We start from the raw sequence: 24,470 nt of genomic DNA on the forward strand, positions 1-24,470 counted from the left end.
TGTTGCCGGGGCGACGCCGGAAGGGACTTTGGCGCCCGGGGACGAGCCTGCGGATGGCCCCTCGGGATCAGTAGCCCTTGGGATCAGTAGATGTTGGCCTGACGTTGCAGCCAGCGAACGTAGCTGATGATCTCGCCCACCTGTTCCCGATTGACGTGGGGTAGCGGAGGCATGTCGCCGTAGTCCCACAGGTGCTGTTGGGCGCCGTTGGCCACGGCGTTATAGAAGTAGTCGTCGCCGTGGAGGTTGGGGTCATAGTAGGGGTGGAGCAGGGGCGGGGCGTTATCGCTGCCCGTACCGCGGTCGCCGTGGCAGGACTCGCAGTGGGCCTGATAGAGATTCCTGCCGGGGTGATACTTCTCAGGCGCCGGATACACGGGTGGATCGATGCGCAGGTGGCTGAGGTCGGTATGCCGGCCGGCCTTCATCTTCGCCACATGCCTGGAATGGTCCTCCGGGGCGGACTCGCCGCCGCCAGGCGCCGTGTCGTGATCGTGTTCGATGCCTTCCTTATGCTGGTGTTGGTGGCGTTCCCGTGGTGCGGCGGGGACGCCGTCGTCCATGGAGGCGGCGAGCCTCGCGGTTAAGGACGGCGGCGGGCTCTGGGTTTCCCCGGCGCCGCGCATGATGCGCCGGGTCACGGGGGAACCGTCGTCCAGGCTGGAGGCCAGCAGCGGGCCGCCGCCGGTGGAGCGCCGGCTCTGCTCTGTGGCGGTCCCGGCCTTATCCTGCGGCGGGATGGCACGGTCCGCACGTACGGTCTCGAGGGTGGCGCCCTCGTTCACCCCACCGGTGGGTACGGATGGGCGCGCAGGGGCAACCGCCCGGGCAGGTGGTCCCTTGAGGCAGGGGTTGGCTCCCCGGGTGGGGGGCGACACCCTCGCCGATTCCCCTGGAGGCGCCGGGGTCGCTTCGTCTGCCCGCGGGGCCGGGGTGTGGAGCGGTGCCGTGGCGGTATGGGCGACCGGTGGACCCTTGGCACCGGGGTTGGTCAACCTGGCGTAGGGCATCACGCTCACCGATTCCTTGGGCGCCGTTCGGGTGTCTGCCGGGACCTCGAGCGCGCGGGATTGCCTGGGCCTGGCAGGGGCCACCGGCTCCCTCTCGCCGGCCTCATCAGACGGCGCCGGGGAAGGTGCCACGGGGGAAGATGCCACGGGCGTGGGGCTCTGCCTGATGCGGGGGCTGCCCCCCGTTTTATAGGGCATTACGCTCACGGATCTTTTGGGCGTCGCTGGAGTCTTTGCCGGGGCCTCGGCCACCCGGGGCTGCCCGGCCGTAGCCGCCTCCGGCGAACTCTTATCGCCGGCCTGCTCCGCAGGCGCCGGGACAGATGCCACGGGCGTGGGGCTCTGCTTGATGCATGGCTTGCTCCCCTTGGCGTAGTGCCTCCCGCCTGCGGATCCTTTGAGCATCGCGCGGGTTTCTGCAGGTGCCACGGTCGCCGGGGGGGGGGCGGCCGTAGCAGGGGCCGCCGGTTCCCTCTCGCCGGCCTCCTCAGCCGGCGTGGGGAACGATGCCATGGGCGCGGGGGCGGGACTCTGCTTGATGCACGGGTTGAACCGGATGGCAGCCTTGGTCTTCTGCGGTGCGAGTTCCGGAGCGGCGGCAGACGGTTCCACCGGGGCCGCCAGGGGAGCCTCCGGGATCCGTTCTTCGGCGGGCAACTCCGACTCGTGGTCGCCATCGCAGCCGCGGGCGACGAGGGTCAGGACCAGGGCGATGAGGACGATGAGGGCGATATGTACGGCGGGGTGTCTCATCATGGCTGGTAGGCCTCCTCCAGCAGGCGATCCTCACTCTTCAGGGCGTCCCGGTCACGCTGCCCCATGAGGTGGAACCAGGCGGGCACCACCACCAGGTTGAGCAGTGTGGATGTGGTCAGCCCGCCCAGCAACACCCAGGCCAGGGGCTGCTCCATCTCCTTGCCGACGGGGGAGCCGAACAGCAGGGGCAGCACCGCCAGGGCCGCGGTGCCGGCGGTCATGAGGATGGGCGCCATGCGTTCCACGGCGCCGTCGGTGACTATCCTGTCCATGGCCATGTCGGGGTGTTCTCTCAGCATGCGCTGGTAGCGCGATACCAACAGGATACCGTTACGGGTGGCGATACCGAACAGGGCGATGAAGCCCACCATGGAGGAAACGTTCAGGTCCACCCGCGCCAGCGCCAGGACCAGCACCCCGCCGATGAGGGCGAGGGGCAGGTTGCTGAACACCATGAGGGCCAGGGGCAGGCTGCGGAACACCTGCACCAGCAGGGCGAACACCAGCATCACCGCGAGCCCACCGAACAGCAGCAGGGTGCGGGAGGAGCGCTGTTGGCCCTCGTATTCCCCGCCCAGCTGCCAGGTGTAGCCCGTGGGCATGTCGAGATCGGCGAGGGCCCGCTGGACGTCCGTGGCCACGCCATCGAGGTCCCGGCCCTCCACATTCCAGGCCACGGTGGCCCGGCGGTTGCCGCCCTCACGCTCCACGAAGAAGGGTTGCTGCACCTGGACCACCGCCGCAACGTCCGCCAGCCGCACCCGGGCACCATCGGGGGTGCGCAGGGGCAGGTCCTCGAGATCCGCCACGTGGTCACGGCTGTACTCGTCCATGCGCACCAGGATATCGAAGCTGCGCCCACCCTCCTCCAGTACCTGGCCTACCACCACGCCGTTGATGGCGTTCTCCACGTAGCGTGAGATGTCCGCCGGCTTGAGGCCGTGGCGGGCGGCGGCGGCGCGATCCACGCGGATGTCGATGCCGGGCACGGTCACCCGCTGCTCCGTCTGCAGATCCACCACCCCCGCCACCCCATCGATGCGCCCCCGCACCTCCCGGGCCAGTTCCAGCAGGGTGTCCAGATCGCTGCCGTAGATCTTGACCGCAAGCTGGGAGCGTACGCCCGAGAGCAGTTCGTACATGCGGTGGGCGATGAACTGACCCACGTTCACCGTGATGCCGGGCACCGAGGCGAGGTCCTCCCGCAGGGCGGCCATGAACTCGGGACTGTTCTCGTGACCCGGTTTCAGGGTGATGTCGAACTCGCTGAAGTTCACCGGCATGGCGTCCTCGTCCAGGCGCGAGCGGCCGGCCCGTTGCACCACGGTGCGGATCTGCGGGTGGCGTTCCCGCAGCATGGCCTGGATGTAGTCGCCGGTGCGCACGTTCTCCTTCAGGGAGGTGCCCGGCAGGTGGGTCACGGCGATGACGATGTTGCCCTCGTGGAAGGCCGGCAGGAAGGAGCGCCCGAGGAAGGGCAGCACCACCAGGGCCAGGACCAGCAACCCGCCGGCCCCCATGAATACGACACGGGGCCGGGCGAGGGCCTTCCCGAGCAGCGGCCGGTAATGGCGCTCCAGCCACACCAGTACGGGGCTCGGATCCAGGGCGATGCGATTGGCCTTGCAGCACAGCAGCAGATAGCACAGCACCGGCGTCACGGTCACCGCCACCACCAGGGAGGAGACGATGGCGGCGATGTAGGCCCCGGCCAGGGGGGCGAATATGCGCCCCTCGATACCCTGGAGGAAGAACACCGGCAGGAACACCACCACGATGATGAGGGTGGCGTAGACCACGGCCGAGCGGATCTCGATGGACGCGGCCATCACCACTTTGAACTGGGCCAGGGGCTGGCCGGCGAGGATATTCTCCCGCAGCCGGCGGTAGACGTTCTCCACGTCGATGACGGCGTCGTCCACCACCTCGCCGATGGCGATCACCAGCCCCCCCAGCACCAGGGCGTTGAGCCCCACGCCGAACAGCCACAGCACCACGATGGCGGCGAGCAGGGACAACGGGATGGCGATGAAGCTGATGATGGTGGGGGTCCAGCGGAACAGGAACAGCAGCAGCACCGTGGCCACCACCGCCGCCGCCTGCATCATGGCATCGCTCATGTTGCCGATGGCGGCATGGATGAAGCTGGCCTGGCTGAAGGTGTCGGGCACCAGCCGCGCCCCCTCCGGCAACGCCTGGCGCAGGTTGGCGAGAGTCTCTTCCACGCCCTCGGTGGTACGCACGGTATCGGCGCCGTAGAGCTTGGACACCGTGCCCACCACCGCCGGCCGGCCATTGAAACGGGCATCGCCGCGCTTGATGGCGGGACCCACCTTCACCTTGGCCACGTCCCCCACGGTGATGGGGGTGCCGTCCCGCAGGGTCACGGGGACCTGGGCGATGTCCGTGGTGTCATCCACCTGGGCGTCGCCGCGCACCGTGAGTTCCTGCTGGCCCCCCGGATAGATGAAGGCGCCGGGCCGGATGTCGCTGGCACCGGCGGCCGCCGCCACCACATCCGTCAGTGCGACGTCGAACTGGTTCAGCTTCAGGGGATCCACCAGCACCTGATACTGCTTCACGTCGCCGCCCTGGCTCACCACCGAGGCCACCCCCTCCTGGGCCAGCAGGCGATAGCGGAACACCCAGTCCGCCAAGGTGCGCAGTTCGAGGCCGCGGAAGTCAGGCCGGCCGTCGATGAGGGCGAACTTCTGGAGCCAGGAGATGGCCGAGGTGGCGGGCATGGCCTCGGGGGCCTGGACCCCCGGCGGCAGGCGGTCCTGGATGAGGGCGAGGCGCTGGCCCACGATCTGGCGGGCGTCGTAGATGTCGGTGCCCCACTGAAACACCACGATGACGCGGGACAGGCCGATGGAGGATTCGGAGCGCACGGCATCGATGCCGGGGGCACCCAGCACCAGGCTCTCGATGGGCACCGTCACCAGCTGCTCCACGTCCTCGGGGGAGAAGCCGGGGGCCTCGGTCTGGATCACCACCTGGGTGGGGGCGAACTCCGGGAACACGTCCAGGGCCATGCGACTGGCCGCAAACAGCGCCAGTCCCGTCACCACCAGGGCGGCCACCATGACCGTGACACGGTTGTTCAGGGACCAGCGGATGATCGCGTTAACCATCGAATACCTCGTTATTTGTTATTCGTCCCTGGTCATTTGTTCCCGGTACGGCGCTCATGGGGCTCCTGCATTCAACAAACAACTAAAGAACGAAAAACCAACAACCAGAGATCAGTGATGATCGTCCCCACCGCCCGGGCCGCCCGGGCCGCCCCCAAGGAGGCGCTTGCCTTCCAGCAACTGGGAGCCCCCGGTGACCACGGCCTCACCGGCCGCCACACCCTCCCTCACCTGCACCCAGCCCTGGTCCCGGGCCCCCAGGTCCACGTAGCGGCGTTCGTATATATCGACATCCTTCTGGACGTAGACGTAGTGGGCACCGTCCACGGTGATGACGGCCTCGCCCGGCACCCACACCCCATCCGCCTCCGGGGTCTCCACCAGCATCTCCAGGGGGGCGCCGAGGCCGTAGGCGGGAGGGAAGTGGTCCAATGTGACATAGAACCGGCCCCGCCCATCGTCGGGGTCCACCATGGGGTCCACCAGCACCACCTCGCCGCCGTACCACCTGATGGTCCTGCCCACCCGCATGCGGACCTTCTGGCCCACGGTGATCTCATGGAGGCGTTCGGGGGCGACCCGTCCCTCGGCCCACAGGCCGTCATCGAGCACCACCCGGGCCACCGGCGCGCCGGTGATGACGAAGGTGCTCATGCCGCGATCGCCGGCATTGATGAGGGCACCGGGCTCCACCAGCACCGCCGTGACGATGCCCGAGATGGGAGTCGTGGCCGTGAGGGTCTCCTTCACCGTGCCATCCTCCACCAGGGCCTCCACCTCGCCTTCCGTCATGCCCCACCACAGCAGGTTCTCCCGCGCGTCCTCCAGGTAGTCCGGCAGATTGCCCAAGGTGCGGATCTGCTCCAGGCGCACTTCATCCTCCATCATGGCCAGATAGCCCCGCTGGGTGAGCATGAAGTCGGGGCTGAAGACCCTCACCATGGGCTCTCCTTCCGCCACCCGCTGGCCGCGGCGGATGAACACCTCGCGCACGGCGCCGCCGGTGTTGATGGTCACCTCCTGTTCACGATCGGGGCGCGCCGCCACCCGGCCGTCGGTGCGCAGGGTGGTGATACGATCCTGGGCGATGGCCTGCTCGGTGGTGATGAGACCGGGGTGGCCTGCCATGGCCTGGGGCAGGCCCACGTGGATGGTGCGGCGGCCCTCGCCTCCCTCGCTGCCGAAGGCACTGAGTTCGCCGTGGCCGTGGGCGGCACCGGCGACCAACAGTGCGACGACGGCCGCCAGTTGGGGGACGATGGAATGATGGATGAATTTCTTCATGGCCTGATGGATACGGGGCATAGGCGTGTCGCCGTCAGTGGTGGTGTCCGGCATGGTCATCCTCCCGGGTGGACGCGGGCAGCGGCCGGGAGGGGGTATCCCCCGGCAGGCGCACCAGCACGCGCATGCCGGGATGCAGGCCGGCTCGGTCCACCGGCCGCACCACCACCCGCTGGCGGGGCACGCCGGCGTCCGCCAGGGGCAGCACCTGTTCCACCTGGCCATCCAGCCTCCCCGCCCGGGTTTCTATGACGAGGGGCATGCCGGCGCGAAAATGCACGGCGTCGGCGGGGGGCACCCGGGCCTCCACGAGCATCCGCCGATCATCGGCGATGCGCAGCACCGGCACCCCCACGGCGGCGAACTGGCCACTCTGCACCCCCGCGTTCACCACCTGGCCGACGCGGATGTCCACGCGGGTGATGACGCCGTCGACCGGGGCCTTCACGGGTACCGCATCCAGGGGCTCGGCGGTCTCCTCGATGCGTTCGATATCCTCTTCGCTCATGCCCCGCCACAACAGGGCCAGCTTGTTCTGGGTGACGTTCTCCTTCACCCGCGGCGTGATATCGCCGATATCCCCCAGGTTGCGATGGGTGGTGAGATAGCTCTTCTGCAGGGTGCGCAGTTCGGCACTCTCGAAGGTGAACAGGGTGTCCCCCGCCGCCACCCGGCGCCCGGGATTGAGGTCCTCCATGTCCACGATGCGGGCGTTGGTGCGCAGGGTGACGGTGTGGATGGCCCGCGGGTCCACCACCACCTCGGCGGGGTATCGGCCCGGCTCGGCGCCGGCGCCGGCAGTGACGAGCAGCAGCCCGATCGCCAACAGCAGGCCCAGGTTGCGTCGAACATCAGGGATCTTCATGGGTCGCTCCTGGCTGCACCGGGGCCGCGCCCAGACGCCTCTGTTCGATCCAGCTGTATACCGCCGGGATGATCAGCAGCACCAGCACCAGGGAACTGGCCACGCCCCCCACCATGGGGGCGGCGATGCGCCGCATCACGTCGGCTCCCACCCCATCGGACAGCATGAGGGGCATGAGGGACAGGCCGATGGTGGCCACGGTCATGATCTTGGGCCGCAGGCGCAGCACCGCCCCTTCGTGGATGGCGTCGAACAGGTCCTGCCTGGTCCTCAGCGTGCCCTCCTGCCGGCGCCGTTTCACCGCCGTCTCGAGGTAGATGATCATCACCACCGCGGTCTCCGCCGCCACTCCCAGGAGGGCCAGCAAGCCCACCACCACCGCCACGCTCAGGTGATAATCCAGCAGGGCCAGCAGCCACACGGCGCCGATGAGGGAGAAGGGAATGGCCACCATCACCAGCAGGGCCTTGGTCAGGCTCTGGAACACCAGATAATAGAGCACCAGGATCACCAGCAGGGTGAGGGGGATGACGTAGGCGAAGGTGTCCCATGCCCGTTCCAGGTTTCGGTAGCTGCCGCTCCATTCGTAGTAGACCCCCTCCGGCAGCGCCACCCCATCCGAGATGGCGGCCTCGGCCGCCGCCACATAGCTGCCGGCATCCCGGCCGGCGAGGTCGATGTAGACGTAGTTCACCAGCAGGCCGTTCTCGCTCTTAACCTCGGTGGCCGCCTGGGTGACGCGGATGTCCGTCACCACCCCCAGGGGGATGTAGTCGCCGTCGCCGAAGGGCACCATCACTTCGCGCCGCAGGGCGTCGATATCGTCCCGGTGGTCGGCCTGGTAACGCACGTTGATGGGGTAGCGCTCCCTGCCCTCCACCGTCCAGCCCAGATTCGCCCCGCCCACGGCGGTGCGCAGCACCTCCTGCACGTCCGCCACGTTGAGGCCGTAGCGGGCGGCCTGCCGGCGGTCTACGGTCACGTCCACGTAGTAGCCCCGGGTGGTGCGGTCGGCGTAGACATTCTCGCTGCCGGGCAGGTTCGCCAGAACCCCCTCCATCTGGCCGGCCACACGGTCCAGCACCTCCAGGTCGCTGCCGTACACCTTGATGCCCAGGGGCGTGCGAATACCGGTGGTGAGCATGTCAATGCGCCCGCGGATGGGCATGGTCCAGCCGCTCACCAGGCCCGGGATGCTCACCGCGGCGTCCATCTCCCGCACCAGTTCGTTCGCCGTGAGGCCGGGGCGCCACTGGTCCCGGGGCTTCAGGGTGATGACGGTCTCGATCATGGACAGGGGCGCCGGGTCGGTGGCGGAATCGGCACGCCCGGCCTTCCCGAACACCGTCTCCACCTCGGGGATCCTCTTGAGTTCCCGGTCCTGGTTCTGCATCACCCGGCCGATCTCGCTCACGGACACCCCGGGCAGGGTGGTGGGCATGTACATCAACGAGCCCTCGTAGAGTGGCGGCATGAACTCCTTGCCGAGGCCGTTGAACACCGGCACCGTCACCAGCCCGAGGGCCACGAAGAGGCCCACCGTGGCCAGCCGCAGGCGCAGGGTAACCTCGAGGATGGGCCGGTAGAGGCCGATGAGCGCGGTGCTGACGGGGTTGGACTGTTCGTTGAAGATGCGGCCACGGACGAAGTACATCATCAGGGCCGGTATGAGGGTGATGGACAGCAGGGCCGCCGCACCCATGGCGAAGGTCTTGGTCCACACCAGAGGCGTGAACAGGCGGCCCTCCTCCCCCGTCAGCATGAGCAGGGGCAGGAAGGACAGGGTGAGCACCACCAGGGAGACGAAGATAGGGGTGGCCACCTCCTTCATGCCGGCCATCACCGCCGCCGCGTGCTCGGCGGGGTCCGGGTCCCGGCCCAGGCGCTCCACATGCTTGTGGGCGTTCTCCACCATGACGATGGCGGCGTCCACCATGGCCCCGATGGCGATGGCGATGCCACCCAGGGACATGATGTTCATGGTGATGCCCATCCAGCGGGTGAAGATGAAGGCGATGAGGATGGCCACCGGCAGGGTGAGGATGATCACCAGGGTGCTGCGCAGATGCCACAGGAACAGCAGCACGATGGCCGCCACCACCAGGGATTCGTACCACAGGGCATGGACCAGGGTGGCGACGCTGGCGTCGATGAGGGGTGCGCGGTCGTAGACGGGCACCACCCCCACCCCCGCCGGCAGCCCCTTCTTCGCCTCGCCGAGAGCCGCCTTGACGTCCCGGATGACCCGGGAGGCGTTGGCGCCGTGCTGCATCACCACGATGCCGCCCGCCACCTGGCCCTCGCCGTTCAGTTCCGCGATGCCTCGCCGCACGTCGGTGCCGAAGTGGACGCGCCCGAGTTGACCGATGGTCACCGGCACCCCCTGTTCCCCCATCTTCACCGGCACCTGCTCCAGGTCGGCCACGCTGGTGACGTAGCCGAGACCGCGGATCAGGTATTCGGCGCCGCTGTGCTCGATGAGCCGGCCACCCTCGTCGCGGTTGCTGCGCTCCACCGCCGCCACCACGTCATCGAAGGGGATGCGGTAGGCCCGTAGTCGGGCGGGGTCCACCTCCACCTGGTACTGGCGCACGTATCCCCCCACGGAGGCCACCTCGGACACCCCCGGCACGGCCTCCAGGGCGTAGCGCAGATACCAGTCCTGGAGGCTGCGCAGTTCCGCCAGGTCATGGCGCGCCGAGCGCAGGGCATACTGATACACCCAGCCGACACCGGTGGCGTCCGGCCCCAGGCTGACGTCTGCCGCCGCCGGCAGCTTGCCGCGCACCTGGTCCAGGTATTCCAGCACCCGGCTGCGAGCCCAATAGATATCCGTGCCCTCCTCGAACAGGACGTAGATGAGGGAATAGCCGAAGGCGGAGTAGCCCCGAACATCGGCGGCCCCGGGCACGTGGAGCATGGTGGTCAGCAGGGGATAGGTGATCTGGTCCTCGATGACCCGGGGCGACTGGCCGTCCCACTTGGAATAGATGATCACCTGGGTGTCCGAGACGTCGGGCACCGCATCCAGGGCCGTGTGCTTGACCGACCAGTAGCCCGCGCCCGCCAGCACCAGGGCCACCAGGATCACCAGCACGCGCTGGCGGGCACAGTATTCGAGGATGGCATTCATCAGTGGTCATGCCCCCCTCGGGCGCCGCCACCGCGGCTGGTGCGCAGGGCCACCTCGGCCTGGAGGAAGAACTGCCCCTGCACCACCACCTCCTCGCCCGGATGCAGGCCGCCGTAGACCGGCACCTCGCGGCCTGCCGGGGCCCCCAACTCCACCGGCCGCGCGGTATAGGCATCATCCGCCGACTTCACGAACACGAACTGGCCATCGCCGTCGTCGATGACGGCGCTGGCCGGGATGGCCAGCACCGTGTCCACCTGCGGGGCGCCTCCGCCACCCGTCTCATCGCCGTCCCCCGCATCGAGGGTCCCCACCAGGTCGCGGTGGGGTGGTGCCGGCGTACCGGGCACCGGCAGCATGAAGATCACGTCGGCATACATGCCCGGCACCATGGCCAGGTCCTCGTTGGGCAGCACGATGCGGGCGATGCGGGTGCGACGCCCCTCGTCCACCACCGGGTAGACGAAACTCACCGGGGCCTCGAACATCCGGGCCGGTCGGCCGTGGACGCGCACGCGGGCCATGTCCCCGACTTTCACCCGGTCCAGGTCCGGGCCCAGCAGCTCCGCCTGCACCCACACCGTGGACAGCTCGGCCACCTTGACGATGGTCTCGCCGATGGCCGTGAACTGACCGCCTTGCACCCCGGCGTTCACCAGGGTGCCATGGTTGACGTTCTGCTCCACCACCAGGCCGCTCACCGGGGTGCGGATGGCGAAGTGCTTCATGAGTTCGCCGCTGCTGGCGACGCGCTTGATATCGTCTTCGCCGAGGCCGCGCCACAGCAGGGTCACGGTGGAGGTGGCATTGATGTGGGGCATGTCGCTGCCCAGGCGCTCCACCCAGCCCTGGGACCGCATGGCCTGTGCATAGTCCTGCACCACTCGCATGAGTTCGGGGCTCTTGAGGTCGATGAGCACGTCCCCCGCCTCCACCAGGTCACCCTCGAAGAAGTGGTAGTAGTTCTCCACTTCGCCGTTGACCCGGGCGGTCACCTCCACCAGATTGCGCTCGTCGTAGGTAATCTCCGCCACCGTCTTGAGGCGCCACAGCAGTGGCTTCTCCCGGGCCGTCACGGTACGCACGTCCAGCACTCGCTGCTGCTGGGGCGAGAGCCTGACACGTCCCGCCTCGCCCACGTGGCGCTCCATGGGGATAAGGCCCATGCCGCAGATGGGACAGTTGCCGGGCTTGTCGCTGCGCACGTGGGGGTGCATGGGACAGGTGTAGGTGGGGTCCATGTGTTTGCGGGCATGCTCCAGGGCGCTCTCCGCCCAGGCCCCGGGCACCGTCAGGACGAGAATCGCCAGCAGCCAGGCCACCGCGCCTGCGGCCACGTGCATCCTGTGGGCCACGAGGATCATTGGTCACCTCCGGCCTCGGCCCACAGCAGTTCACGATCCGGATCCACCATCATGCGGGCGCGCTCCACCACCCGGTCGCCGGCGGCGAGGCCCGCCAGCACGGCCACCCGGCCATGGGCGCGCGCCCCCGTCACCACCCGGGTCAGCCGATAGCTCCCGGCACCGGCCTCCACCAGCACATAGCTGTGGCCCTCGGCATACAGCAGGGCGGAACGGGGTACCCGCAGCATCTCCGGCAGCGCCACGGTGAGGGACAGGGCGGCGTACATGCCGGGCAGCAGCCGCAGGTCCGGGTTGTCCAGCACCACCCGCAGCCGCGCGCGCCGGGTATCAGGACGGATCTGCGCGAACACATGGTCCACCCGCCCCACGAAGCGCGGATCCCCTGCCAGTTCGCGGATCACCACCTCTACCGGCTGTCCCTTCTCCAGGGCACCGAAGGGCAAGAGAAAGGGCACCTCCTCCAGGGGCAGTTCCACCGTCACCCACACCCGGGACAGGTCCGCCACCCGCGCCACCGTCTCCCCCACCAGGGCCCAGTTCTCCATCTCCCGGGCCCCGGCGTTGATGAGGGAGCCGCGGTCGGCACGCCGCGCCAGCACGTAGCCACTGCGGGGGGCGGTAATGACGTAGTCGTCCAGTACCACCTTCGACCGTTCCAGCAGTTCGATATCGTCCGCGTCCATGCCCCACCAACGCAGATTGGATCGGCTGTCCTCCATGAACTGGCCCGGCGCGAAAGAATAGGTGAGGCGGTCCTCGTTGCTGATGTTGGCGAGATGGTTGAACTGGGCCAGCAGGCGCTCCGGGGCGAACATGTTCATGAGGGGCTGGCCTTTCTCGATGATCATGCCCTCGAAGAAATAGAGGTCCCGCACGAGACCGCTGGCGGTGATGTTCACGTCATGGACCGCGGTGGGGTCGTAGTCCACGGTGCCCACCCCCTCCAGCACGACGTTGCCCCCCGCCGCTTCGACGGTGACGGTGGGCGTGCCCCCGTGGTGGCGGATGACGAGGCGCTCGGCGGACTCCGCCGCCAGCAGGTCCGCGGGCGCCAGCAGCCGCGTGCGGTCGGCCACGTAATCGGGGTCCCGCTCCCGGGAGCGGGCCTGATCCACGCGCTCGGCCCGTGCCTCCAGGCGAGCCTTGATCTCCGGAGAAAGCTCTTCGCTGACCGTAGGGTCCACCACCGCCGTGGATGTGGGGGAGCGCACCGCCGGCTTATCCGCCCGGGCATAGGGCTCCGGGCCCTGTTCTGCCGGGACAGCCGCGGCGTGATGGAGCGGTTCGTCGCCAGCGGCTTCACCGGAGGAGGTAATCGCGGCCGCTTTCGGTTCGGCGCGGGTGACGGCCGCTCCGCCATCCGGCGGGAGCGGCCGCCGCGGGCGCCCATCAGCCACGGCTGATGAGGGGCGGCGCTCCATGGCCGCCGAGTCATGGCCCGGCACCAGGATGGTGGGAGGGACGTTGAGCCGGATGGTCCCGCGATCCGCGCGACGACCATCTCCTGCGGGGCGGAACGTCTCTATGGGATCGGTACCCGTATCCGAACCGTCCGCAGCCGGCGTCGTGGGCGCTACGGCGGCAGGCGGGTCCATCCTCGCGGGACCTTGGTCGTCGCGCCCGCACAAGGTCAACAACGCGGCCACGGAGACCACGACGATGAGAGGAAAGATGAACCCGCGCATGGTCTGTAGGATGTGAGCGGCTCCCTGGGATCGTGATGGCTTGTGATAGTCCGTGAGTCACGGCTCACGGAGGGGCGTCCCTGAACGAGGGGGCCGCCGGCGCACCGGCGGTCCGCCATGTCAATGCCCCGATATCACACCGAAATGGAGCGACTCGCCTTGGCCATCTGCCAGTCGGCGGGTATGACCACGTGGTCGTGATGGCCGTTGGGCGACGGCATACGGGCCACGATCTCCAGGGAGTCCGCGTTGATGATCACCAGGCCGGACTGGCCGCCCTGGTGCCCGCTGTACACCGCGGAGATGTGCTCGTCGTCATGGAGCACGTCGACGGTATGGGGATCGGGGCCGATGTCAATCTTGGCATCCAGGGTCCAGTTGCCGGGGGTGCAGCGCACGATATAGCCGCGGTTGGGACGGCGCGCCCAGGCGGTGAAGAAGATGTAACGGGAGTCCTGCATGTTGCCGGTGTGGAACGGCAGGTGGGTCCGTCCGAAGCCCTCGATGTAGGCGATCTTCTTCCACCTCCTGGGGTCGTGGTGGGAACTGTCCACCACGCCCACGTTGTTCTGCAGCACGTTGTTGCAGCAGAACAGGTACTTGCCGTTGGTGAGGAAGCCGGCCTCGTGCATGGGCGACAGCACGCTCGGCACCGAGAAGGCCCAGGTGTAGCCCGTCTGGCGCACCAGGGGGAAATGGTCCGGGGCACCCTTGGGCGTGGCGATGACGGTGATGGGCTCCCATGTCTCGGTATCCACGATGACCACCAGGCCGAGGCGGCGGATGAGAATGGTGGCCAGGGGCAACTCGGGATGCCACACCAGGGTATCGATGAAGCAGGCGGTGGGATCGGCGGGCATGAGCTCTTCCCCCATGAGGGCTTCATGGGTGATCTTCATGCCCCGCAGGCCCTGGTAGTCGAACTTGCCGGTAGCCGGGTCCGGGAAGACGCGGCTGCAGTTCAGGGTCTTGGCCACCGGGTCGTAATCGAACTTGTAGGACACGACGATCTTCGGCTGGTCGTCGGTGGTGGTCACCAGCACCAGGTCCTTCTGGCCGTCGGCGAAGGACACCAGACCCTGGTTGGGCCCGACTCCCAGGGCGGCGTGGACCCCCAGCCCCATGCCCGTGGTGTCGGCGATGTCGTTCACCAGGATGATGCGGTTCTGCTCGCCGCGCCCGTCGTAGCGTGCCTTCCACATGCCCATGTGGCCGCGCTCGCGCCACTCGGGGGAGTTCTCGTTGATGTACGGCGACCCCGGGCGCTGCATGGTGAAGAAGAAATCGAAGGTCTGCCGGGGGTTCTTCGACGGCATCGCGCAGATGTGATGGGGTATCGGGGCGTCGATACCCGTGAGCATCATGGGCAGCCACGCCAGGGTCTCGGAGGTCCCCAGGTCCACCACCTGCACCAGGCCGGAATACTTGCCGGGTTTCACTACCACGTTGCCGGCGAAGCGCGCGAGATTGGAATTGTTATAGGATTCGGCGGGGGCCAGATTGGCCGCCGATACGTGGCGGGGCACGGCCCCCATGCCGGCCATGGAGGCGGCACCCGCCATGCCGGCCGCGCCCGCGCCCTTCAGGAACCTGCGTCGATCGATGTTCATCATTTCACTCCCCGGGTATCTGTGTTTTATGAGTCAGTCCACCGCCGCGAAGGGTTACTTCGATTCCTCGATGATCTCCTGGATATCCCGCAACCGCTCCTGGGATGTCCATAACTGAGGCCCCGCGTAGACCCGTTTCACCACCCCTCTCTTGTCCAGCAAGAAGGTGGTGGGGGCGTTGCGCAGCCCGAAGGTCTGGACGGTGTAACTGTGGGTATCCGAGTAGATGGGATAGTTGGCACCGGCCTCCCGGGCCACCAGCCGCAGATTGCGCAGCACGTCGGACTCCGCACTTTCCGGGTTGAGCTTGCCACCGACGTTGCCGATATTGATGCCTATGACCTGCACGTTGGCATTGGTCTTGGACAGTTCCTGCAGGCTCTTCATCTCGTCCACCGAGCGGGGGCTGAACAACAGAAAAAAATTGAGGACCACCGGACGGTCGCCATCGAGGATGCGGCCGGTAGTAGTGGGCTTGCCATCCAGGGTCTCGATGGGGATATCCTTGGGGATCATCGCGCCCTTGCCCAGGGGGGCGATGAACACGTCGCCTCCCACCTCGTCCGCGGTGGGGAACTCCCCTCCTTTTTTTTCGTGGGGCGCGGAATAGCCGCCCCCCCCTTGGCCGGAGGCAGGGCGTTCCTTCAGGCAGGGATTCTGGGCGCCAAGGGCCGTGCCCGCGAGACCGAATACCGCAACCGCAGCCACGACCACGGAAAGAGGCTTATAGCTCCACATCTCGACATTCCTCCTGTAGAAAATCAGTAATTATTAAAATTAACTGGCCACCGGGATGGTCTCGAACCAGTGGTCACCCCCGTGCATGCGCACCGGGTAAGAATTTCGTCAAATCCGCACGTATCACCGGCCGCAGGGTTGATCCCCCACGTTATGTTTTTAGCAGGCACGCCCGCGAAAACCGGCAAACGTCTCCTGAATATACGGTTTAAAATCAGCGCGAAACAAGCAGACCCACCGTGGTGCGGGCTCCGATGTGGATGCACCGCCCCGACTCCGCGTGGGCGGGCGCAGACTGTGGAGCGTGCCGGTGATGATGGGCACGGTGCCGTGCGCTGAACTCTCTGTTCACTGAAGCCTTGTAATGGCGGCTTCTTGCTCAAAAGACTATCCCGGATTGCATTCCGAACTCAATGCTTTTTGCCGGCGAAACAGAGCCGGGAAAAGATTACCACCCGTGCGTCCGCTCTGCTGAAGCCGAAACGGTGGATCCGCTGCGCCTTTTCGAACTGCCACTCCTCCCTGACCTTCTCCCTTTTCGCGTCACTCGCGTCTTTCGCGGTTACGCTTTTTGTAGGGCGGGATTCATCCCGACATCCTCCCCGCCCCGCGCACCCGCGCCGGGCCGGGCCGGGCCGGAATCGGAGTGGTCTCAGACGAGCACTCCGGACAACCACACGTCGTGCTCGTTGCACATACTGAGGGCATAGAGGGGACCGCCGTATTCGGTCACCTTAAAATCCGAGACCGGCGCCTCGTCCCGCTCGGGATCGAACATGTGCTCGTCCATGACCTCGAAGGCCCAGTTGAGCAACTGGTGTTTGATGATGTAATGCTCGTATCCCCGCATCTCATGGGCCGTCAGCACCCGCACGTCGAAATCGTTGCCGTTCGTGCGACGGACATCGATCATGGGCACATGCCCACCGGCCTTATCGGGGAAACGCCCCGGCGATTCCCGGGTGAGATACACACCGCCCGCCATGCGGGATTGCAGATTGACCGTACAGGGATCGGCGGCTCTGGCGAGCCTTGGCGCCACGAGCCCGGCCGGCAGGGCAAACCCCGCCAGGCGCACCAGATCACGTCGTTTCATCGTTCTTCTCCGGATTCAAGGGCAAAAATGCAACCACGAAACACGCGAAAGGTGCGAAAAGAAAGCAGCGACGTACTATCGGGCCTACGCGGTTGCAACTTTCAGGCCTGTCGCGTTTTTCATGGTTCAAAAAAGAAAATGCAACCGCGAAAGACGCGAAATACGCGAAGAGAATCACCGGGGATCCCTTGAATCTGTTTGGTTGCAATTTTCGCGCATTTCGCGTCTTTCGTAGTTTAAAAAAATAAAATGCAACCGCGAAAGACGCGAAATACGCGAAAAGAGAATCACCGGAGATCCCCCCGAACCGGCCTGGTTTAAGCTTTAGCGACTCTCGCATTTTTCGTGGTTTAAGAAAAAAATCTAACCGCGAAAAACGCGAAATGCGCGAAAAATGAAATAACCGGGGCTTCCCTGAACCTAACTGGTTGAAACTTTCCCGTATTTCGCGTCTTTCAGGGTAAGAAAATAACAATATAACCGCGAAAGTTGCAAAGAGGGAACTGCCCACTAAACCCCCAAGTGTTTCCTGAAAGTTTCGCGCATTTCGCGTCTTTCGTAGTTAATATGCTCTTTCACCCCTCGAATAATTCCCCCGGGCGGTTATCCCACGATCCGGGGCACGGCGGCTGGCAGGTATTCTGTCGTGTCTCAGTCTCCCGCCACCACGTCCACCGCCCCCAGCCTTGCGAAGTGTGCGCCCCTCGCCTGCTCGCCCTTGAGCCCGACGGCACCCGTGGCGAGATAGCCTCCGGGCACGCGATACTCGGTGGTCAGCGCCAGGGCACCGTTGATGGAAAGGCTGTGGAAGGGATTCACGTGGCGCAGATAGACATAGAGCCACTCGCCGGAGGGCAGGACGACTTCCTCCGTCGCCAGTACCTCCCGCATACCGTCCTTCACCTTCACCAGGGATACGCTGCCCGCAGCGGGGTCCATCTCCATGCACAGGTAATCCCCCTTCTTCGACGCGCGGTACACGAGGCCGGCCACGCCGGTACCGAGGCGCACGCTGGAGGCCGCCACGACGTTGGCGAAGCGCTGTCCGCTGAAGCGCAACACGCACCCGGACTCGGGCTCGCCGCGATCCCCGGGAGGATCGATAGCGGATGCCCCACCCTCGTCGACGGCTCCAGCCATGGAACCATCTCCGGAGTCGTAGACCGCGCCGCCCAGGGCCTGTTCGGCATCCATATCCTTTCCGTCCATATCTTCTGGCACCGGCTCGATATTCAGGGTCAGGGCCACGACGTCGTCCGTACACGCCTCGATACACCACGCGCCACCGCCGAGGGGCGTGGCGAGAGCGGCCAGCCTCTCGTCATCGAGCAGGGCGAACTCGCATTCGATACGCGCCCACTGGATACCCCCGGTGTCGGCATCCGCCTGGGGAGACATATCCACCGTCACTTGCGGGAACTCGGTCCGTTCAGGGGCACGCCGTTACTCATGAAGGTCATGAAGTATTCCAGATTACGGAAGGTCTCGGACTGCTCGTCGAGTACCCGTCCACGCAACATCTCCAGGCACCCGGCGAAACGCCGGTGCAGCGTGCCCATCTCTCCCCAGTCGCCGCGGTAGACCGGCCAGTGGCTCGTGTGGCCCAGGCCGGGACTCAGGACATCGGTTCGCAGCTTCGAACCCGTATAAGCCTTGTGGCAATGGGCGCAGGAGAACTGATACTGGCCCTGGCGCTTATACCAGTATTCCTTGCCCGCTTCGTAGGCAGCGAGGGCATTCGGGTCGCATGTAGGCGATACGACATCGGTCAGCTCGCCCCGGGATTCGAAGGCCATATAGGCCATGATGTGAGTGATCTCACCCTTGCCGTAGGGCAGCGCGGGTTCACCGATCTTCGCCCGGCATTCGTTGATGGCCAGGGGCAGGGTGATTACCATTTTCTTGTCGGTGTCGTAATAGGGGAAGTACTGCACCACGCCCGGGTTGCCGTCGAAACAGTCGGCGTAGGTGTTGCCATTGGCGAAGGGGGTATTCCACGCCTCCCTGCCCTCGTCGACCATGGGCTCATAGGGTGGGAACTCCTCGGTGGCCAGCCAGTTCTCGCGCATGTCGTCGTTGATGGCATAGGCGCCGTTGCCGAACTCCGCCATGGACACATCGGGAAAACGACTCTTGAAGAAGGCCTGGAACTCCTTCAGATCCTCCTGGGGGCCCGCCAGCGCAGGACCCGCGGCCGCCATCGATGCGGCCAGGAAAAGAAACCTGATACGGTCGGTGAGGTCACTCATGTCTAATCTCCAATGGCGATCTGGTCCAATGGCGAGCTGGTCCAATGGCGAGCCGGCGTGGTACGCGTCCGGGCTCGCGGATGCGCCGTGGACCTTGGGCCTCGTCATTCGGCGTGTCCCGTGGTCCAGGGATGTACCGTCATTTCCGGCCACATAAGTGGCTGATGAGGAAGCAAAGCGGATTCACATCTTTCGCTCCGCGTGCGTTGAGAGAGCCGGGGTGGCTATGTCAGCGCCTGCTTAAAGGGACCAGATGAATTCGGTGACCTTGTCTATCTCGCTCTCCTGGAGCAGGTAGGTGCGGCCATAGGGGGGCATGATGGAGTCCGGGTTCTTCTCGTGGGCGTCCCAGATCTGGGCGCGGAGTTCGGACTTGTCGGGATAGCGGGCCTGCATCATCACCAGGGGTGGCCCGATGTTGCCGGGGCTCTCGCCCCCTTCGATTACGTGGCAGGCCAGGCAGTTGCCCTTTGACCTTTCGAAGGAGAGTTGCTTGCCCTGTTCCAGGACGACGGCGCGGTCTTGGGCCACTGCGGGCAGGGCCGGCAGCAACGGCAGAAGTGCGACCGGTCCCACGACCAGTCTGGTGAGGTATCTGAATTTCATAAACTCCTCTCTGGAAGTGTCATTACGGTGTGGACCACCGTTTATCAACCGTCGGTCTCGACCCGCTGCGGGCCGGACCCCTGACTTATGGTTATTATTGGTTATGACATATCGGGTTATGGCATATGGGGCTATGGCATCCGGAAACCGTTCCTGGCCCATCCGCTATCGCTGCCGCCATAATCGGTGAGAACCTTCGGCCTCGAGGCCCTCTCATCAATCCGCCGGGCGCCCGCCCGACACGGAGCCGGAGTCCCTTCACCGGCTCCCCGTGGCCGGCGAATCCTCCGATCCCGTGACATCAACTATGACAATACCGCCGTCCCCTGGCAAGCGCCTCCTGGCGGGCCCGCCATGGCATGGGCGCTACTACCATTCCCTATTCACCATTCACTATTCACTATTCACCGATCCCATCGCCGCCACCCCGCCCCCCTCAGCGTTCCACGATGAGGTAGAACTCCTCGCCTTTCCTGATCATGCCGAGATCATAGCGGGCCCTTTCCTCGATGGCGGCGTTGCCTTCCTTGAGATCCTCCACCTCCGCCGCCAGTTCCGCGTTGCGTCGCCTCAGTTGGGCATTCTCTGCCTCTTGCATGGCGATGGCGGCCTCCAGACGCCACACATCCCGGATTCCGCCATCGCCCAGCCACAAGCGCCCCTGCAATGCCACCGTGCCCACCACCAATACGGAGAGCAGCAGGTGATACATGTCTCAAGCCAGGTTGTAGAAGGCCTTACGACCCGGATAGATCACGTCCTCTCCGGCCAGAGTGAGTTCCTCTTCGATACGCAGTAGGCGATTGTACTTGGCGATGCGATCGGAACGGGACAGGGAACCGGTCTTGATCTGGCCGGTGCCCATGGCCACGGCGAGATCGGCGATGGTGGTGTCCTCGGTCTCGCCCGAGCGATGGGAGACCACGGCGGTATAGCCGGCATCTTTAGCCATGCGGATGGCGTTCAGGGTCTCGCTCAGGGTACCGATCTGGTTGACCTTGATGAGAATGGAATTGGCGATGCCCTTGTCTATACCCTCCTGAAAAATACGGGCATTGGTGACAAAGACATCGTCACCCACCAGCTGGATACGCCTGCCCAGGCTGTCGGTATGGAGCTTCCAGCCCGCCCAGTCATCCTCCGCCATGCCGTCCTCCATGGAGAGGAGAGGGTAGTTGTCCACCCAGCCGGCCAGGTAATCGACGAACTCCGCGGAATCCAGACTGCGCTGCTCCGACGCCAGTTCATAACGCCCCTCGCGATAGAATTCCGAACTCGCCACGTCCACCGCCAGGAAGATATCCTCACCGGCCCGATAGCCCGCCTTCTCCACCGCCTCGAGCACGACCTCGATGGCGGCCTGGTTGGAGGGCAAATCCGGCGCAAAACCGCCCTCGTCGCCCACCGCAGTATTGAGGCCGCGGTCATGCAATACCTTCTTGAGGGCATGAAAGACCTCGGCGCCGTAGCGCAGGGCCTCCCGGAAGGTGGGGGCGCCCACCGGCATCACCATGAATTCCTGGACGTCCACGTTGTTGTCCGCGTGGGCACCACCGTTGAGGATGTTCATCATGGGCACGGGCAGGCTGTAGGGACCCTGGGGGTTGATGTGACGAAACAGAGACGTACCCTGCTCCACCGCCATGGCCTTGGCCGCCGCGAGGGATACCGCCAGTATCGCGTTGGCCCCCAACCGACCCTTGTTGTCGGTGCCGTCGAGGTCGATGAGAATGCGGTCCACCGCCTCCTGATCGTCGGCGCCATGCCCCTTGAGGGCCTCAAGGATCTCGCCGTTGATGTTGGCCACCGCCTTGAGCACGCCCTTGCCCGAGTAGCGTGCCGGATCGTTGTCCCGCAGTTCCACGGCCTCCCGCGCGCCGGTCGAGGCTCCCGAGGGCACGGTGGCCGTGCCGATGGCGGTGGATTCCAGCATGACATCGGCCTCCACCGTGGGATTGCCGCGGGAGTCGATGACCTCGCGCCCCCGTATCCCGATGATTCTAGACATGGTCTCTCCTTAAACTCGTTGCAAAGAAAAAGCTCGTTCGGGTCCACCGGTAAACCGCTACGCGGTGGGGCCCTTGAACCGTCGACGCCCGTCGCCTATTGAGGCGTAGCGGGAAGATCTCAGGGCATGACCAAAGGCCACCCCGGCCCGGGACTGCTACTCCTCCACCAAAGCACCCGACTTCACCTGCTCGTCGATACGGGCCAGCACCCCCAGCAGGGGTTCCAGCCGCTGCAGGGGCCACGCATTGGGGCCGTCGCTCAAGGCGTGGTCCGGGTCCGGATGGGTCTCCATGAAGAGCCCTGCGATCCCGGCCGCGACGGCGGCACGCGCCAGTACCGGCACGAACTGGCGCTGGCCGCCGGATCGGCCGCCCTCGCCTCCCGGCATCTGCACCGAGTGGGTGGCATCGAACACCACGGGGCATTGGGTCTCGCGCATGATGACCAGGGCGCGCATGTCTGATATCAGATAGTTATAGCCGAAGGATACGCCGCGCTCGCACACCATGATCCGATCATTGCCCACCGTCCGGGCCTTCTCCACTACGTTGCTCATGTCGCCGGGGGCCATGAACTGGCCCTTCTTGATGTTGACGGGCCGCCCCTGGCGGGCCACCGCCTGGATGAAATTGGTCTGGCGGCACAGGAAGGCCGGGGTCTGGAGCACATCCACCACCCCGGCAACTGTCTCCAGTGGGGTGTCCTCGTGGACGTCCGTGAGCACGGGCACGCCGGTCTCGGCCTTGACATCCTGGAGGATCCGCAGCCCCTCTTCGAGGCCGGGGCCGCGGTAGCTCTCATGGGAGGTGCGGTTGGCCTTGTCGAAGGACGACTTGTAGATGAAGGGGATGCCGAGCCGGTTGGTGATGTCCCGCAGGGCCCCGGCGGTGCTCAGGGCCATGTCCCGGGATTCGATGACACAGGGCCCGGCAATGAGAAAAAACGGCTGATCCAGACCCGCCTCGAAGCCGCACAGCTTCACTGGGAACGCGCCGTGTGGTAGCCGAGGGCGGCGCCTATGAAGCCCTCGAAAAGAGGATGCCCGTAGCGCGGCGTGGAAGTGAACTCGGGGTGAAACTGGCAGCCGATGAACCACGGATGGCCCGGCAGTTCCACCATTTCCACCAGGCTGTCGTCCCTGGAACGCCCCGCCACCACCAGCCCGGCATCCTGCAGGCGATTGAGGTAGTTGTTGTTGAACTCGAAACGATGGCGATGGCGCTCGGCGATGATGGGCTGGCCGTAGATACGCCGGCACAGGGTGCCCGGCACCAGGCGGCAGTCCTGGGCCCCGAGGCGCATGGTACCCCCCTTGTCGGAGGTCTCGTTACGGGTCTGTACGGTACCGCCGACACCCACCCACTCGGTGATGAGGGCGATCACCGGATGGGGCGTGGCGGGGTCGAACTCCGTGCTGTGGGCCCCTTCCAACCCCGCCACGTTGCGGGCGTATTCGATGACGGCCACCTGCATGCCGAGACAAATACCGAGGAAGGGCACGCCCTGCTCGCGGGCATGATTGACGGCCATCAGCTTGCCCTCGATGCCGCGGTTGCCGAAACCGCCGGGGATGAGTATGGCATCCACGTCGGCGAGACAGCCGGTGCCCTCCTTCTCGATGACCTCGGAATCCACGTAGCTGATGTTGACGCGGCTCCGGGTGCGGATGCCGGCGTGGATCAGGGCCTCCGTGAGGGATTTGTAGGACTCGGTGAGATCCACGTATTTGCCCACCATGGCCACGCTGACCTCGCCCACGGGGTGCTCGAGACCCTCCACCACCTTGTCCCATTCGGAGAGGTCCGCGGGCCCGGCATCGAGGCCGAGCTTCCTCGCCACGTAGTCATCCAGGCCCTGCTCGGTGAAGCCGCGGGGGATCTTATAGATGCTGTCCACGTCCACCGCGGAGATCACCGCTTGCTCCTCCACGTTGGTGAACAGGGCGATCTTGCGGCGCTCGTTGGGGGGCAGGGGTCGATCCGCCCGGCACAGCAGCACGTCCGGCTGAATGCCGATGGAGCGCAGTTCCTTGACCGAGTGCTGGGTGGGCTTGGTCTTGATCTCCCCCGCGGACGGGATGTAGGGCACCAGGGTGAGGTGGATGAACAGGGCGCGGTCGTGGCCTTCCTCGATACCCATCTGGCGGATGGCCTCCAGGAAGGGCAGGGATTCGATGTCGCCCACGGTACCGCCGATCTCCACCATCAGCACGTCTACACCCTCCCCCGCACCCTTGATGCACTCCTTGATGGCGTCGGTGATATGGGGAATGACCTGCACCGTGGCGCCGAGGTAGTCGCCTCGGCGCTCGCGGCGGATCACGTCCTCGTAGATCTGCCCCGTGGTGTAGTTGTTCCTGCGCCCCATGGTGGTGGAGACAAAGCGCTCGTAGTGCCCGAGGTCCAGATCCGTCTCGGTACCGTCCGCGGTGACGAATACCTCGCCGTGCTGGAAGGGGCTCATGGTCCCGGGATCGACGTTGATGTAGGGGTCGAGCTTGATGAGCGAGACCTTGGCCCCCCGCGATTCCAGCAGGGCGCCCAGAGACGCCGCGGCGATGCCTTTGCCCAGAGAGGACACCACGCCACCGGTAACGAATATGTATCGAGTCATGCTTCCCGATCGGTATCACCGCCTACCCCAAGCCACGGCAGGCGATCGGTAAATGGGTGCACGCCACGCGGCGGGACGGCAGGGCGCCTTCCCCCGTGAAACGTGCGGACGGGTCCTGGTGGTGAACGGTGGACTGAATCGACGCGTGCCGTCCCTCTCAAGACGGGGTTGCAGATTACCAGAGCGCCCCCCGCGGCTCAACGCGCAGTGACGGCCGAGCCGTGGCCGGGCGTGTCCCAGACTCCATCGCCCCGGATGCTTGTATTTACCCATCGGCTGCGCGTAGCTTCGTGGATGGCTGTTCCGAATCCTGG

The 24,470-nt window shown here is 65.8% G+C and carries 17 protein-coding genes; all 17 read right to left on the minus strand.

Annotated elements, in window-relative coordinates; all coding sequences use genetic code 11:
- Positions 1-83: 83 nt before the first annotated feature.
- The 17 genes from U5S82_22660 to U5S82_22740 all read right to left on the minus strand — a co-directional run bounded on the left by U5S82_22660 (position 84) and on the right by U5S82_22740 (position 24,156).
- Complete coding sequence (locus tag U5S82_22660) at positions 84-1,766, minus strand: c-type cytochrome (GenBank protein ID MDZ7754366.1); 1,683 nt, start codon at positions 1,764-1,766, stop codon at positions 84-86.
- Positions 1,763-4,900, minus strand: coding sequence for an efflux RND transporter permease subunit (locus tag U5S82_22665; protein ID MDZ7754367.1), 3,138 nt, complete (start codon positions 4,898-4,900; stop codon positions 1,763-1,765). The genes U5S82_22660 and U5S82_22665 overlap by 4 nt, the downstream gene beginning before the upstream one ends.
- Before the next feature lie 111 nt (positions 4,901-5,011).
- A complete protein-coding gene (locus U5S82_22670; protein MDZ7754368.1) occupies positions 5,012-6,238 on the minus strand; it encodes an efflux RND transporter periplasmic adaptor subunit in 1,227 nt (408 codons plus the stop codon).
- A complete protein-coding gene (locus U5S82_22675; GenBank protein ID MDZ7754369.1) occupies positions 6,219-7,049 on the minus strand; it encodes an efflux RND transporter periplasmic adaptor subunit in 831 nt (276 codons plus the stop codon). The genes U5S82_22670 and U5S82_22675 overlap by 20 nt, the downstream gene beginning before the upstream one ends.
- Entirely contained in the window at positions 7,036-10,182 is a 3,147-nt protein-coding gene (locus U5S82_22680) for a CusA/CzcA family heavy metal efflux RND transporter (GenBank protein MDZ7754370.1), read from the minus strand. Before U5S82_22680 ends, U5S82_22675 begins: the two co-directional genes overlap by 14 nt.
- Positions 10,182-11,546: an efflux RND transporter periplasmic adaptor subunit gene (locus tag U5S82_22685; protein ID MDZ7754371.1), complete on the minus strand. Its 1,365-nt coding sequence runs from the start codon at positions 11,544-11,546 to the stop codon at positions 10,182-10,184. Before U5S82_22685 ends, U5S82_22680 begins: the two co-directional genes overlap by 1 nt.
- Positions 11,543-13,234, minus strand: a complete 1,692-nt coding sequence (locus U5S82_22690; protein MDZ7754372.1) for an efflux RND transporter periplasmic adaptor subunit — start codon at positions 13,232-13,234, stop codon at positions 11,543-11,545. Before U5S82_22690 ends, U5S82_22685 begins: the two co-directional genes overlap by 4 nt.
- A 134-nt stretch (positions 13,235-13,368) precedes the next feature.
- Positions 13,369-14,847, minus strand: a complete 1,479-nt coding sequence (locus U5S82_22695) for a twin-arginine translocation signal domain-containing protein (GenBank protein MDZ7754373.1) — start codon at positions 14,845-14,847, stop codon at positions 13,369-13,371.
- Between the two features lie 51 nt (positions 14,848-14,898).
- Positions 14,899-15,582 (minus strand): TlpA disulfide reductase family protein, encoded by a 684-nt coding sequence (locus U5S82_22700; protein ID MDZ7754374.1) that lies wholly within the window; start codon positions 15,580-15,582, stop codon positions 14,899-14,901.
- Positions 15,583-16,234: 652 nt separating this feature from the next.
- Positions 16,235-16,678, minus strand: coding sequence for a desulfoferrodoxin family protein (locus tag U5S82_22705; GenBank protein MDZ7754375.1), 444 nt, complete (start codon positions 16,676-16,678; stop codon positions 16,235-16,237).
- 651 nt (positions 16,679-17,329) lie between these two features.
- Positions 17,330-18,088: a hypothetical protein gene (locus U5S82_22710; protein ID MDZ7754376.1), complete on the minus strand. Its 759-nt coding sequence runs from the start codon at positions 18,086-18,088 to the stop codon at positions 17,330-17,332.
- Entirely contained in the window at positions 18,085-18,927 is an 843-nt protein-coding gene (gene soxA / locus U5S82_22715) for a sulfur oxidation c-type cytochrome SoxA (GenBank protein MDZ7754377.1), read from the minus strand. The genes U5S82_22710 and soxA overlap by 4 nt, the downstream gene beginning before the upstream one ends.
- A 240-nt stretch (positions 18,928-19,167) precedes the next feature.
- A complete protein-coding gene (gene soxX / locus U5S82_22720; protein ID MDZ7754378.1) occupies positions 19,168-19,533 on the minus strand; it encodes a sulfur oxidation c-type cytochrome SoxX in 366 nt (121 codons plus the stop codon).
- Positions 19,534-19,969: 436 nt separating this feature from the next.
- Positions 19,970-20,245, minus strand: a complete 276-nt coding sequence (gene ftsB, locus U5S82_22725) for a cell division protein FtsB (GenBank protein ID MDZ7754379.1) — start codon at positions 20,243-20,245, stop codon at positions 19,970-19,972.
- Between the two features lie 3 nt (positions 20,246-20,248).
- On the minus strand, positions 20,249-21,541 hold the full coding sequence (gene eno, locus U5S82_22730) for a phosphopyruvate hydratase (protein ID MDZ7754380.1): 1,293 nt from the start codon (positions 21,539-21,541) through the stop codon (positions 20,249-20,251).
- Between the two features lie 156 nt (positions 21,542-21,697).
- Positions 21,698-22,525, minus strand: a complete 828-nt coding sequence (gene kdsA / locus U5S82_22735) for a 3-deoxy-8-phosphooctulonate synthase (GenBank protein ID MDZ7754381.1) — start codon at positions 22,523-22,525, stop codon at positions 21,698-21,700.
- Entirely contained in the window at positions 22,522-24,156 is a 1,635-nt protein-coding gene (locus U5S82_22740; protein ID MDZ7754382.1) for a CTP synthase, read from the minus strand. The genes kdsA and U5S82_22740 overlap by 4 nt, the downstream gene beginning before the upstream one ends.
- Between the last annotated feature and the right edge of the window lie 314 nt (positions 24,157-24,470).

The sequence above is a fragment of the Gammaproteobacteria bacterium genome (assembly GCA_034522055.1).
In the GTDB taxonomy this organism is placed as follows: domain Bacteria; phylum Pseudomonadota; class Gammaproteobacteria; order JAABTG01; family JAABTG01; genus JAABTG01.

Excerpts from the sequence above, each read along its gene's own strand:
- U5S82_22660 (MDZ7754366.1), bottom strand. The coding sequence starts at position 1,766 with ATGATGAGACACCCCGCCGTACATATCGCCCTCATCGTCCTCATCGCC.
- U5S82_22665 (MDZ7754367.1), bottom strand. The coding sequence starts at position 4,900 with ATGGTTAACGCGATCATCCGCTGGTCCCTGAACAACCGTGTCACGGTC.
- U5S82_22670 (MDZ7754368.1), bottom strand. The coding sequence starts at position 6,238 with ATGCCGGACACCACCACTGACGGCGACACGCCTATGCCCCGTATCCAT.
- U5S82_22675 (MDZ7754369.1), bottom strand. The coding sequence starts at position 7,049 with ATGAAGATCCCTGATGTTCGACGCAACCTGGGCCTGCTGTTGGCGATC.
- U5S82_22680 (MDZ7754370.1), bottom strand. The coding sequence starts at position 10,182 with ATGAATGCCATCCTCGAATACTGTGCCCGCCAGCGCGTGCTGGTGATC.
- U5S82_22685 (MDZ7754371.1), bottom strand. The coding sequence starts at position 11,546 with ATGATCCTCGTGGCCCACAGGATGCACGTGGCCGCAGGCGCGGTGGCC.
- U5S82_22690 (MDZ7754372.1), bottom strand. The coding sequence starts at position 13,234 with ATGCGCGGGTTCATCTTTCCTCTCATCGTCGTGGTCTCCGTGGCCGCG.
- U5S82_22695 (MDZ7754373.1), bottom strand. The coding sequence starts at position 14,847 with ATGATGAACATCGATCGACGCAGGTTCCTGAAGGGCGCGGGCGCGGCC.
- U5S82_22700 (MDZ7754374.1), bottom strand. The coding sequence starts at position 15,582 with ATGTGGAGCTATAAGCCTCTTTCCGTGGTCGTGGCTGCGGTTGCGGTA.
- U5S82_22705 (MDZ7754375.1), bottom strand. The coding sequence starts at position 16,678 with ATGAAACGACGTGATCTGGTGCGCCTGGCGGGGTTTGCCCTGCCGGCC.
- soxA (MDZ7754377.1), bottom strand. The coding sequence starts at position 18,927 with ATGAGTGACCTCACCGACCGTATCAGGTTTCTTTTCCTGGCCGCATCG.
- soxX (MDZ7754378.1), bottom strand. The coding sequence starts at position 19,533 with ATGAAATTCAGATACCTCACCAGACTGGTCGTGGGACCGGTCGCACTT.
- ftsB (MDZ7754379.1), bottom strand. The coding sequence starts at position 20,245 with ATGTATCACCTGCTGCTCTCCGTATTGGTGGTGGGCACGGTGGCATTG.
- eno (MDZ7754380.1), bottom strand. The coding sequence starts at position 21,541 with ATGTCTAGAATCATCGGGATACGGGGGCGCGAGGTCATCGACTCCCGC.
- U5S82_22740 (MDZ7754382.1), bottom strand. The coding sequence starts at position 24,156 with ATGACTCGATACATATTCGTTACCGGTGGCGTGGTGTCCTCTCTGGGC.